Origin of the sequence: Dysgonomonas sp. HDW5A, from assembly GCF_011299555.1 — a bacterium.
Classification (GTDB): Bacteria; Bacteroidota; Bacteroidia; order Bacteroidales; family Dysgonomonadaceae; genus Dysgonomonas_A.
In genome coordinates, this window is record NZ_CP049857.1 from 1,994,446 (window position 1) to 2,008,047 (window position 13,602).

Below are 13,602 nucleotides of genomic sequence, written 5' to 3' on the forward strand. Positions count from 1 at the left end.
ATCATCAACAGACGATATGTAGATATAGTTGATTTCATTCGGGAGTAAAGATAAGAAGATTTTCCCAAATATAACTTATTATAACAAAGAGGACCGAATAAGCTTGAGATAGCTTATTCGGTCCTCTTTGTTTTATATGAATAGTATTATTTTGCGATTATAGTTGTATTAACAGCTTTGAGCCAAGGAGATGTAAATCTTATCTTTATCTCCCCCTGTTGACCTGTAGCTTGAATATACGCCAGAATTTTTCCATGAAACACGCGGTGTTTATTATCTGTATAATCACTCATATCTTTATTATTGCTGGCTTCTAATCCTAAAAGTTTAGCAGGACCTTGTATCTGGCAAGTAACCTCATTGTCCGAAAACATAACAGGAATTCCATTCTCGTCTACTACTTGTACAACAATCTGAGCCAGACCTTTATCTTTACTGATTTCTGTCTCGGATTGAGTAATAGTCAAAGCATATGGTTGTTTAGATGATTGTATAGCGTAACGTGATATTTCATTGTTATTTTTATCAAGTCCTACTACTTCCAGCTTTCCATCTCTATAAGGTATGTCCCAATAGATGATGCCTGTATTATCATCATATTCCTTTACTTTTCCTACTTCATTTCCGTTCAATACTAATTTTGCTTTAGCTGCATTGGTGTAACAAACTACACGTATAGATTGTCCCTCATCGTAGTTCCATATAGGCCATGCGTCCATAGATGGTACTTTTTCTTCGTAATTCTGCCCTTCGTTATCAGCATCTAACTGCGACCAAACGTCTTTCATCTGGCTTTTGCTGCCTCTTCCGGGTGTTGGGTAAGTTCCCAGATACGCCATTGGTTTATCAGACCAAAGCGATTGGCGGAAATACCCCCTTGGTTTAATAAAGCCACCAAAATCTAATAGCCCTGAATAGAATCCTCTGGATGGCCATCGCCCTGATTCTCCCAGATAGTCGATTCCTGTCCACAAGAATTGTCCGAATATATGTTCATTGTCTCTCACTGCTTTCCAAGCCTCCAGATCATGACGGTTTTCACTTCCGTAAAGTACTCTTTTCGGATATTTCTCGTGATCTAAAATATATCTGCTTTCCGTATAATTATATCCTGCAATATCCAATGCTCCGGGATATTCGGTCTCGTTCGACATGGCTACACCTGCAAGTCCGGCTGTTGTAGGACGAGATTTATCGTATTTTTTCACCACACCAACCAAGCGTTTTGCAATATCACCTAAACGCATAGCATCGGGAGCATCTTTTTTGTATCCTCCAAATTGTGCTTGTGTAAACCCTGTATTATTGCCGCCATCCAAAACGGGATGAGAATAAGGATCATTCGGATAGTCTACTTCATTACCTATACTCCATGCAAAAATTGAGATGTGATTACGATCACGTCGAACCAGATCTGCCAAATCTTTTTCACCCCATTCTTCAAAAAAGTCAAACGAACCTTGATATCCGGGTGTGCCTACATTCCAACCTTCGAGCCATTTGCGTTTAGGGAATTCCCATTCATCATACGCCTCGTTAAGAACCAATATTCCCAGTTCGTCACATAATGCGTATAAATCGGGAGCTTGCGGATTATGACTTGTTCGTACAGCATTTACACCGATTGATTTTAATGTTTGCAATCTTCTTTTCCACACATCATGTGGTACGGCTGCCCCTAATACTCCTGCATCGTGATGGATACATACTCCTTTTACTTTCATCCATTCTCCGTTAAGGGCAAAACCTTTGTTTACATCGAAAGTATAATTGCGAATACCTGTAGTAGTAATTGTCTGGTCTATTACTTTACCCTTGTTCGATACTGTTGTTTTGAGTTGATATAAATTTGGATTGTTTAAATCCCAGATTTGAGGATTGTTTACTTTTAATTCTGTTTCTATTTTGTTATTTTGTGCAGCCATTTGCAATTTTCTGGAATCTTTCGCAATAACTTTTCCGTCAAATAATAACTCATTTGTAATTAAGAGATCAGTTGCTTTTACATCCGAATTATCTATTTCGACCTCTACAGATAAAATCGCCTGTTTTTTTGTAACAGATTTAGGATAAACATATACTCCCCATTGTGCTATATGTATGGGATTAGCATATACCAACCATACATTACGATAAATACCCGATCCTGTATACCAACGTGAATCTGCCGATTGACTGTGGTCAACACGTACAGCGATTACGTTCTCCTGTCCATATTTAATATAGGGTGTCACGTCATACATGAAGGAGATATATCCATTAGGACGTTTCCCTAATAACTGCCCATTGATAAAAACTTCGCTGCGATTGTATACTCCTTCGAAATACAAGTACACTTTTTCACCTTGCTTATCCTTAGGGATGTCTAATGTTTTTCTATACCACCCGATGCCTCCCGGCAAGTAACCAGTGGCACTGGCTAGTGTTGGACTAAGTTGTCCTTTTACACTCCAGTCGTGGGGAAGGTCAACCGATTTCCATCTTTTATCATCAAGAGATGTATTTTGTCCATCTTTGACATCATTTAATGTAAACTTCCAACCTTCATTTATTTTTTCCGGTTGACCAAAAGAAACCTGCCCGAATATCGAAAGGGAGAGGTAACTAAATAGTACTGCTAAAAATAGTTTTTTAATTTCCATAGTATGTTATTATATTAAGTAACAGAAAATATTTAATGTCGTATTTTTTCAAGTTATAACTATCAATTGTTGTTATATCAGGGTCGACAATAAACGGGTCTGAGACCTTACTTTATCTTTAGCAGCAAAAATAGAGTGAATATAATTACGATACGGGATACATATCGTGCATGTTAGGTGAGCATATTCATCACGTATTCAATAAATGAAAGAATTTAATGATTTATTTGAATTGCAAGTCTGTATCTTATGATGGTAGCTCTCTACTCTCGTTATTCAATATCTTTTTTATATATTCGGATGGAGCCATACCAAATTCGTCCTTAAAACATTGCCTGAAATAAGTAACGCTGTTTATGCCCACCATATAAGATATTTCAGATATGGTGTATTTACCGCTTAACAAGAGTTTTTCGGCATTACTGATTCTGATTTTTCTTATAAATTCGTTTACGGAAATATTAGATAACGCTTTTATTTTACGATAAAGCGTAGAGTGGCTCATATTCATCTTTTCGGCAATAAAAGCGACATCAATTTTATCGGAATCTATATTCTGCTCGATTATCGATCTTACTTTTTCTATAAATTCGTTATCGATCTCGTTTAGAGAATCTATTATGGTTGCACTCTTTTTTACCGTATTCTTACTTATCAATTCGGCAAGTTTTTTTCTCGTATCCAGAAGATTTATCATACGGCTTTGTAATAAACCTGCGCTGAAAGGTTTTGTTATATACGAATCGACTCCAATATTATATCCTAATGTCTTGTCTTGGATAGAATCTTTTGCCGTTAACAGAATAATAGGAATGTGGCTTGTTCTTATATCAGCTTTTAATAATCTACTCATTTCAAAACCATCCATTTCTGGCATCATTACATCACTTATAATAATATCCGGGATATGTTTATAGGCCTCTTCCAAGCCGATTTTACCATTAGTAGCCGTATATACAAGGTATTGCTCTGATAGAGAGTCTTTAATATACTTCCGGATATCTTCATTATCTTCAGCAACCAATATAATTTGCTTATTATCTGTATTATTGGCAGACTCATTTTCGATACCCGTTGTACTATCCTGTAAAGTTGTATCCAGATGTGTTGCATTTGGATAAGTATTATCGGAATTAATTCTGAAGCGGAACGATGTCCCCTTCTTCATCTCACTATCCACAAATATTTCGCCTTCATGTATGGATACTAAATTATAAACCAAAGCTAACCCAATACCGGTTCCCGAAATCTGTTTGTTATCATTAGTCTGGTAGTATCGGTCAAATATTTTTGTTATTGCATCCGAAGGAATTCCTCTTCCCGTATCGCGAACCTCAATCTCTGTAAAAGCTGTTCCGTTTTCTTTAACCTTTCTTAATATGAGTTTGATTTCTCCTTTTGTAGTAAACTTAAACGCATTTGAAAGAAGATTCTCCAAGATGGTTGTTATTATATCGGGATCAAAATAGAGATTCTGAATCTGAGTTTCAATAACGATCTCGAATGTTACTGAATTTCTGATATTCAATTCTTTGTACTTTAATCCTACTTCTTGAATCAATGGCAGAATATCACCATAATATACCGAAAGCTTTTTATTCTGTGTTTCGGTTTTACGGAACTCCAGTATTTGATTTATAAGATTCAAGAGACGTGCGGCACTCTTGTAAATGACCGATATCTTCGACGAATGTTTTTCGGATAAACTTACATCATTAAGCAGGTCTTCCAAAGGACCCAGAATTAATGTCAAAGGCGTTCGTAATTCGTGGGTTATATTGGTAAAAAAACGTAATCTTTCGTTGTTTAACTCCTGCTCCTGAATATGATTCCTTTTTTCTAGAATAAGCGAGTTTTCAAGATTCAGCTTTCGTTTATAAAATTTTAGAATCAAGAATAGAATGGCTAGAATGATAATGAAATAAATACATTTAGCCCACCAGGTTAACCAAAAAGGAGGGTTGATCACAATTTTCAGAGTAGTTATATTATCTGACCATTCCTGATTTTTGAGCCTCGATTTAATAAGAAGCTGGTAGGTTCCGGGTGGAATATTACGAAAGGTTATGGTATTATTACCTTGTATATTATACCACAAATTATCTAAACCTTTGAGCATATAGGTATAATCAACTAATTGTGTAAGAGAGTAGTCAAGAACATTGAAAGTGATTGTAAATGTGTTTTGATTGTACTTTAGTTCTATATTCGGATTGACAGGTACATCAATTTCATTATTCGACCATTTTATCTGATCGTTATAAATTTTGAAACTTGTAATTACAGTTGGAGGAAGGCTTATCTGAGAGGGGATCGATGAGGGTTCGAAATAACAAACTCCGTTTTGTGATCCGAAATATATTCTTCCCTTAGAATCTTTTGTAACCGATCCGCTCATAAAGTCACCCAGAGGTACCCCGTCATGGTGATTGTAATTATAGAATTTCCCTTCTTCGGATATATACCTGCTGATGATTCCTCCATTAGAACTAATCCATATATTACCCTTATAATCTTCGGTAATTGCTCTTATATGTGTGTTTAAAAGCCCGCTTGTCTCATTAAATGTAACATAGGCTGTGTCAGTCGGATTATTGAAGCAGACGAGACCGTCTCCGGTACCAACCCACATCCTATCTTTTGTATCTTTATAAATGTACTCTATTGTATTCGAGGGGAAGTTTTTATAAGTAGTATAAGTTCTGACAAGTTTTAAATCGTTATCGAGAATAGCCAAGCCTTCACCGAAAAAACCAACCCAAATCTGCCCGTTATTATCTTTTGAAACTGCACGAACCAGATTATTGGGTAATCCTGAATTTTCGGAACTGTATAACTGACTCTGGTTTGTTTCTATATTGTAATGGAATAAGCCATTTGCACAGCCTATCCACATATTCTTGTCGTTGTCTTCGTAGAAACATCTTACATCAGCATTTTTTCCTTCGATCAAAAGATGCTCAAAAGTTTTGCTTGCCGCATTAAAGAGATTAATTCCCCCTCTGAATGTCCCGAACCATAGATTGTTATTTGAGGCTCGTGTTGCAGCTAAAATTGCATTATCCGATATTTTAGTTTTTTCCTGATCTACAATGGCAACTTTTTTTCCGTTTTCGAAAATATTTATTCCGCCACCATCTGTTCCAACCCACACGTTATCATCTTTGTCCGCACAAATACCCCATGCAATAGGATTGTTCAATGTATTATCCAAATTGGGTATCGGAGAATATACCCATGTCTTAAAGAAAGGAGGACGATGGCTTATAAAATTAACTCCTCCGCCATATGTCGCAATCCATATATTATTGAAGGAGTCCTGAAAAACACTTCTTACAGTCGAATTAGAAAGTCCGCGATTATCATCACTATATATAATATTCTCAAATGAAACATTTTCAGGAGAAAGAAACATACTTTGCCGGAAATCAAGAATGCTTATTCCTCCTTTTTCAGTTCCTATCCAGAGCCTGCCATCATCCAGTTGATTTATATTGAATATATAATTTGAGATAAGAGAAGATTTGCTTCTCGAGTCATTCCTGAAAGCGATAAAAGATTCTTTATCTGGATTATACAAGGCTAATCCATTGTTGGTTCCGATCCATACATTGTCATTCTTATCAACAAAGATAGCTCTGACTTCATTCCCCGGCAGGCTTTCACGATCATTGGGGTCATATTTAAAATTCTTTATTTTTTTATCTTTTAAAGAGAGTATACTTAATCCCGAATTGACATGACCAATGTATAAGAATCCTTTGTTATCTTCATTAACAGTCCACACATTATCATTGACCATTCCCTCAATAGTAGAGCTATTGTAATGAATAATCGTTTTGTCCTTTTTATTGAAGTATTCCACTCCCCTGTAATAAGTAGACAACCAGAGATTCTTATCCCGAGAGTTCGTTATATCCGTAATATCATTGGTTATAATACCCGAAGGATTCTCGCGGTTGTGCTTATAATGAACAAATGTTTCGGTATCGCAATCGAACATATTCAACCCTTCACGCTGGGTAGCCACCCACACTACATTATCATATTTATCGGCATACACTTTATTTAGTTCGTTGCCACTGATTGTGTTTAATTCGTCTGCATTATTTTTCTTATAGACTTTAAATTTATTGCCATCGAATCTATTGAGTCCCGACTCTGTTGCAAACCATAGAAAGCCTTTCTTATCCTGAGTAATGCTCACTATATAGTTACTCGAAATACCCTGTTCGATATCAAGTTTTTTGATAGTGTAATGCTGAGCCTTTACAGGAAAAAAAATACAAGAAAGAATTAAGATTAAACAAGGAAGCGATTTCATGGATCAGACTGATTAAGTAAAGGTAATATTCAATAAAACATTTAAAGAGGTGAACTATCTATTGTTATTTTGCTTACCAAAGCAATACATAATTCTGCGAATTTAAAGAGTAAAATCAAAAATAATAATAATTCAAGCAAATAGAGGTGAAAATCTGTCATTGACCGATTCGAGCTTTATTAATGAACAATCTGTATCTCCTGCCTGAGGTCTTACATCCATATATTTGCCTATTGCTGATAAAGCCTTAAAAACCATAAATAAATTTAAAATCTAATTTCATGAAAGCAAAGAACTTCTTTTACTTCTTGCTGATCCTTTTTTCTCTGAACGGATGTAGCGATGATGATAATGATTATGTAGATGTTGACGGATTGGCTCCGACCATTACCCTGAATTCATCAAACATAAAAACTGAACCCGGACGCGAGCTTATAATCAAAGCCAAGATTGAAGACAAGGATGGGCTTCGTTCCATACAACTGAAAAATACAGACTTCAATCTGAATAAAGTGATCGACCTCACCTTAGATAGTATTGTCTACTCTTTTGATCTCAATTATAAATATAAGATTGCAAAAAATCTCGAAGGCGATAATTTCCCTATAGAGATAATAGCAACAGATTTGGGCGGACGTGTTTTCCAGGAAAAGATAATGGTAACAATGGATGGCGATTTTACAAATCCCGTATTCACGGTTGCTCCCGATGAAGCACTAACCGTACTCATTAAAACCCAGACACGTTTGAATGTTAAATTTACAGTGGAAGACGATAAGGCTTTAAGTATCGTAAAAATTGAGATCCCCGAAATATCTTATTCAAGAGAAATCACAACCTTTACAAATTCGGGTAAGACTCTTGAGTTTAATGAGCCTATTACATTGCCTTCAAATTCGGCTACTTACAAACTTTCTATAACTGCTGTAGATAAAGCCGGATTGGAAATAAAAAAGAATAGCACGATAACCGTTTCGGAGATGCCCGATTTTGCAAAAATGTATCTGACAGATGTTACAGATGCGGCACAATTAAACAGCGATGTTTTCGGAATTCCGATGCTTGTAGAGCGTACCGGTGCATATACATACAAAGCACGATATTATTCGGAAGCAGCAGGAACAAAAGTTCGCTTCATTCCTCAAAAAACTGATTTCAGCCCTATCTGTTTTGGTATAGATCCGAATGACAATAAAGTATTAACAGATGATCCGGATATTTCTCTTCCTATTGTGCTTCCTGCAAAAGGTTATTATGAAATAAACTTTAATATAAAGACCGGAACATATACTTTTGCATCCTATATTCCGACCGATGCTCCTATTGCAATCGGTAGCCCTATGTTATTGAATGCTACAGATCCTGCTGCAGGTTCTATACCTTTGCGAATTGGACTTGTTGGTGGTGGAATACCCAATGCAGGTAGTTGGAATACAGCTGAACCTCTTATTCTTAATCAAAATAGTGAAAATAAATATCTGTTTTCTGTTGAAATGAATCTGACTGCAGGCACTGAAATTGAGTTTATCATACAAACACAACATTCATGGGGTTGGTGGCCCGAACCTTACTGGCGTTGGGACAGAGGAGAAGATCCTGAATTGAATGTTGCTAATGGAGGAGAGAATCCCGCAAAATGGCAAATAAAGAAATCGGGTAAATATATATTCAAATTTGACAGTCATTTGAAACGCTCTAAGTTTTATCCGATTGACTAAGGTCTCAGACCTTTTATTGTCCACACAAGTATAACTACGACTGTTAGTTATAATTTCGAAATGTGACATTAAATACAATCAACAGCTTAATACCTAATATTATAAATAAAATACTCATGAAAAAATATTTAATTTTTCTATTGTTGACTTTGCCTATATGCCTCTTGGCTCAAAACAAAGCAACTCTTACCGGAAAAGTAACTTCGGCTACCGACAAAGAACCTCTAATCGGAGTAACAGTTGTCGAAAAAGGGACGACTAATGGAACGGTAACAGACTTGGATGGAAATTATAACTTACCCAATGTCTCTGACAATAGTACGATTGTATTTTCTATGATCGGCCTTGCTACCCAAGAAATAAAAAAGAATCAAAGTAGCGTGATAAATGTCATGATGAAAGATGACACGAAGCTACTTGATGATGTAGTCGTAATTGGTTACGGGGTTGTAAAGAAGAGCGATCTTACCAGCTCTATCACAACGGTGAAAGGCGATGATTTGAAAAGTATGACAGCCGGAAATGCCCTATTCTCGATGCAGGGTAAAGCAAACGGAGTACAAATTACAGCAGCAGGTGATCCGGGAGCCGTACCCCGTGTTATTATCCGAGGAGTAACCAGTATAAATGGTTCAGATCCGCTATATGTGGTTGATGGAGTTCCAATTTCGGGCAACATTAACTTCTTAAATCAGGATGATATCGAAAGTATTGAGGTTTTGAAAGATGCTTCCTCGTCTGCTATATATGGAACACGGGGTTCTAACGGGGTTATTATGGTTACTACCAAAAAAGGTTCTGCGGGAAAAACCACTTTCCAGTTCAATGCATCTGCGGGTTTTCAAACTCTGACTAAACCAAGTTTAGCAAACGCTTCAGTATACGAGAAAGTATTTAAAGAGCGCTATACAAATGATGGAAACACACCGGTGTGGAATACTCCTGCAGATAGTAATATAAGTACCGATTGGTGGGATCAGACAATTAATAAGTTCAGCTATACACAATCGTATAACCTAAGTTTTCAAGGAGGAGATTCGAAGTTTACTTATAGTGGTAGCTTGGGTTATTTTCGTCAAAACTCGCAATATGATGTGGGCTATTGGGAGCGTATCACAGGGCGTTTAAACACCGAGTATAAATTTAATAATATAGTAAAAGCCGGTGTTGACTTTGCTCCGCGTTATGAGAATTGGGACGATACTCCCGACTTATTCAGTGCAGTTATGCGTATGGATCCTACAACACCTGTACTCAGGGCGAAAGAAGATTGGACATCCAATCCTTTGGATAATTTTGCACGTTCTTACAATAATCAGGTATGGAATCCTGTGGCAAGTGTGGCTCGTATGAATAAACATACCAATGAGTATGGTTTGATAACCAATCCATATATTAGCCTTGAACCCATAAAAGGCTTAATTGCCCGTACTCAATTTAGTGTAAATGCCCATTTCAGAATGAATGATAACTTTTCCCCCAAATTTTTCATCGATAATCTTGAAAAGGCTGATCTGAATAAGATAGAAAGAAAGGCTAATAACTGGGTAGACTGGAACTGGACAAATACCCTGAATTATATGAAAACCTTGAATGAGAAGCACAATCTGAATCTTATGGCAGGTTTCACCATGGAACAGTTTGCCGAGTATAATCTGATGGCATCGCGAGAAGGAGTACCCAGTAATTATTCGGACTTACAATATATAAATGCAGGGACATTGAATCCTCAAAATGGAGGAACCAATATCTATAAATCGCTGATGTCGTATCTGGGTCGTGTGATGTATAACTACGATAACCGTTACTATATCACTGCATCTGTACGTGTGGACGGATCTTCGATGTTTCCCGAAGGAAATAAATATGCAACCTTCCCCGCTGTATCTATGGCTTGGAGACTTTCGGAGGAAGGGTTTATGAAAGATCAAAGTTTTATTTCGAACCTCAAAATACGTGCAGGATGGGGAAAAGTTGGTAATCAGGCCATCGACCCGAATGCCTATTTAAACCTGATTGGTGGAGCCGATTATGTATTCGGGCCCAATGGAGACCGCTACGTTGGTACAGCGGTTAGTAGTATTGGTAATAAACTGTTGAAATGGGAGACAGTTGAAGATTATAACCTAGGTGTTGATGTAAGTATTCTTAATAATCGCTTAGATATAACAGCTGATGTATTCCGAAAGAAATCTTCAGACATGTTGATGAAGAAGCAAAATCTATCCATATTAGGTTATCCGATGTGGGCAGGAGAAATGTGGACGAATATAGGAGCCATGAAAGCTCAAGGATGGGAATTCTCTGTGAATTGGAAAGATAGAGTTAATAAGTTCAATTACGAGGTAGGTCTAAATTTGTCCGGAGTAAAAAATACTGCCGAAACACTTGTTGCTAATACTCCGATCTTGCGAGGTGGATTTTTCAATGATTATATTATAAAAAATGAAGAAGGCGGAGAAATCAGCCGTTTCTATGGATATGTAGCAGATGGAATATTCCAAAATCAGACAGAAATAAATAGCCACACCAGCAACAGTGGAAGCTTGCTGCAACCCGATGCTGTACCCGGAGATATCCGCTTCAAAGACTTAAACAATGATGGTATTTTGGATGATAAAGACAAGAAATACATCGGGAAAGCATTTCCTGACTTAATGGTTGGATTAAACCTCCGATTGTCTTATAAAGATTTCGATTTAATATCAAATTTTTACGGAACTATAGGTAACGATATCTACAATAGTGCCATGGGTGGATTCTATGCAGGTACCGAAGGTCAGAATGTATACTCCGATGCTTATGACAAAGCATGGAGAGGTGAGGGTACCAGTAATTTCTATCCTCGTTTATCGGTAAATGATAAGAATTTGAACTTCCGTCGTGTATCGTCCTTTTTTGTTGAAGACGGTTCTTATTTCCGATGCAGACTATTGCAATTAGGATATACTTTGCCTAAAGACATTACCAAAGGCGTTGGTGTACGAGTGTCGGCATCGGCTCAAAATCTGTTCACTATTACCAATTATTCAGGAATGGACCCCGAACGTGCAGCTATGGGTAATGTGCTTGAGTCGGGTATCGACAATCTGGGATATCCTAATCCCCGTACATTTTTAATCGGTGTTAATGTTAACTTTTAATTGACAGGAAAAATGAAAAAGATATTTAAAATATTTCTAGGTAGTGCATTTATACTACTATTAAATAGTTGCTCCGATTTTTTAGATCGTCCTGTATTGGGAACCGAAAATCTGGATACCTATTTCCAAAATGAAGAAGAATGTTTGAAACAAGTGGCAGGATGTTATCAGTCGATCTTTTGGGACGATTGGTGGCAGGTATCTGTTTTCTACATCGGAACCGATATGGCGACAGATGACATGTGGATGGGAAATACAACTCAATCGCAAAGTGATTGGATACGAATGTCTCATTATGGTAATCCAAAACAAGATGGACCGCTTTCAAATTATTGGCAATACCGTTACAAAGGAATTTTAAGGTGTAATATAGTAATCGCTAAAGTACCCAATGCACCTATCACAAATGAAAATCTACGGAAAAGAATGATTGCGGAAGCTAAATTTCTGCGTGCATTTCAATACTTCGAATTAGTGAAAAATTTTGGTGGAGTACCGGTTATACTTGAGATGAAATTACCCGAAGAAATTTTGGGAATTAATCGTAAATCAACAGAGGAGACCTATGCTCAGATAGAGCAGGACTTAAAGGATGCGATTACTGATCTACCAAAGAGAAGCGAATATTCATCGGTAAACTTAGGGCGTGCAACTAAAGGAGCGGCAATGGGTTACTTAGGTAAGATATATCTCTATCAAGGTAAATTTGCAGAGGCTGAAAAGGTGCTTAAAGACTTGATCGATTCGAATGAATACGATCTGTGTACTAACTTTAAAGATGTATGGTCTATTGAGAATAACAACAGTATCGAATCGCTATTCGAAGTACAATATAGTTCCGATATAAGTTACAATCTGGGAGGACGTCTTCCTGTATTTACAGGATCTCGTGATGACACAGGATGGTCTTGGGGATTACCTACCAGCAACTTAGAAAAAGCCTTTATGGATGCCGGAGATACTGAACGACTTAAATGGACAATTGTAAAGAATGGTGATGATGTTCCCGGAGACGATACGCCTGAAGCTAAAAATTATTTGATAACTCCCGACAAGCATAAGTCGGCACGTATCAACAGAAAGTTCTATATTCCTCATAACTTACGTCCTACACCTTATGATGCAAACCATAACAATTTGAATCATAGACTTCTTCGTTATGCAGACGTTTTGCTTATGTATGCAGAGGCAGCCAATCAAAATGGTAACGATTCTGAAGCTCGTAAGGCATTGAAAAGAGTACGTGACCGTGTGGGTTTATCGGATGTTACATCTTCAGGAAAAACTCTACGGGATGCAATCAGATTGGAGAGAAGATTAGAACTCGCACTCGAACACCAACGTTTATACGACCTACGCCGTTGGAATGATGATAATGGTAAAAAAGCATTGTGTAATATTATGGGGGAAAACGGAACTTTTGTCCGTTATAATTTGTATGAATCTACAGATCAGTATGAGATTACCAACCAAAAAGAAAATAGCAATAAAGGGATTACTTTCCGTGAAGACAGGGATTTACTTTTCCCTATTCCAAATACCGAAGTTCTTCTTTCAGGAGGTAGTATTGAACAGAATCCCAATTTTTAATTAAAAATCTCTGCTTTTTTGGTAATAAGCACAAGAAAATATTTAATGAAACATTTAAAAAGTATAACTATCTATCGCTGTTTTGCTTACCAAAGCAATAAATAGTTCTGCGAACTTAGTGTATCCTCGATTCTTTGGTTTTCAGAGGGTACACTATTGTTTTCTTTATAAAGTAACAAAACAAG

General features: G+C 36.9%; 6 protein-coding genes. 3 read left to right on the forward strand and 3 right to left on the reverse strand.

Annotation, left to right across the window (positions count from 1 at the left end; genetic code table 11):
- Positions 1 to 146 precede the first annotated feature (146 nt).
- The 3 genes from G7050_RS08350 to G7050_RS17915 all read right to left on the reverse strand — a co-directional run bounded on the left by G7050_RS08350 (position 147) and on the right by G7050_RS17915 (position 7,224).
- Positions 147 to 2,642 (reverse strand): sugar-binding domain-containing protein, encoded by a 2,496-nt coding sequence (locus G7050_RS08350; protein WP_166113848.1) that lies wholly within the window; start codon positions 2,640 to 2,642, stop codon positions 147 to 149.
- Between the two features lie 247 nt (positions 2,643 to 2,889).
- Positions 2,890 to 6,966 carry a two-component regulator propeller domain-containing protein gene (locus G7050_RS08355; RefSeq protein WP_166113851.1) on the reverse strand — a complete coding sequence of 1,359 codons (4,077 nt, stop codon included), beginning with the start codon at positions 6,964 to 6,966 and terminating at the stop codon, positions 2,890 to 2,892.
- 132 nt (positions 6,967 to 7,098) lie between these two features.
- The gene (locus G7050_RS17915; protein WP_255499281.1) at positions 7,099 to 7,224 is read right to left on the reverse strand and encodes a hypothetical protein; all 126 of its coding nucleotides are present in this window, start codon (positions 7,222 to 7,224) and stop codon (positions 7,099 to 7,101) included.
- A 23-nt stretch (positions 7,225 to 7,247) separates the two neighbouring features.
- On the opposite strand from G7050_RS17915, the gene G7050_RS08360 reads away from it, so the two are divergent.
- The 3 genes from G7050_RS08360 (at position 7,248) to G7050_RS08370 (ending at position 13,417) form a co-directional block, all read left to right on the forward strand.
- Positions 7,248 to 8,684, forward strand: coding sequence for a hypothetical protein (locus G7050_RS08360; protein ID WP_166113855.1), 1,437 nt, complete (start codon positions 7,248 to 7,250; stop codon positions 8,682 to 8,684).
- Between the two features lie 116 nt (positions 8,685 to 8,800).
- Positions 8,801 to 11,827: a TonB-dependent receptor gene (locus G7050_RS08365; protein WP_166113858.1), complete on the forward strand. Its 3,027-nt coding sequence runs from the start codon at positions 8,801 to 8,803 to the stop codon at positions 11,825 to 11,827.
- A 12-nt stretch (positions 11,828 to 11,839) separates the two neighbouring features.
- On the forward strand, positions 11,840 to 13,417 hold the full coding sequence (locus G7050_RS08370) for a RagB/SusD family nutrient uptake outer membrane protein (RefSeq protein ID WP_166113861.1): 1,578 nt from the start codon (positions 11,840 to 11,842) through the stop codon (positions 13,415 to 13,417).
- Positions 13,418 to 13,602: the final 185 nt, after the last annotated feature.

Excerpts from the sequence above, each read along its gene's own strand:
- G7050_RS08350 (WP_166113848.1), bottom strand. The coding sequence starts at position 2,642 with ATGGAAATTAAAAAACTATTTTTAGCAGTACTATTTAGTTACCTCTCC.
- G7050_RS08360 (WP_166113855.1), top strand. The coding sequence starts at position 7,248 with ATGAAAGCAAAGAACTTCTTTTACTTCTTGCTGATCCTTTTTTCTCTG.
- G7050_RS17915 (WP_255499281.1), bottom strand. The coding sequence starts at position 7,224 with ATGGTTTTTAAGGCTTTATCAGCAATAGGCAAATATATGGATGTAAGA.
- G7050_RS08365 (WP_166113858.1), top strand. The coding sequence starts at position 8,801 with ATGAAAAAATATTTAATTTTTCTATTGTTGACTTTGCCTATATGCCTC.
- G7050_RS08355 (WP_166113851.1), bottom strand. The coding sequence starts at position 6,966 with ATGAAATCGCTTCCTTGTTTAATCTTAATTCTTTCTTGTATTTTTTTT.
- G7050_RS08370 (WP_166113861.1), top strand. The coding sequence starts at position 11,840 with ATGAAAAAGATATTTAAAATATTTCTAGGTAGTGCATTTATACTACTA.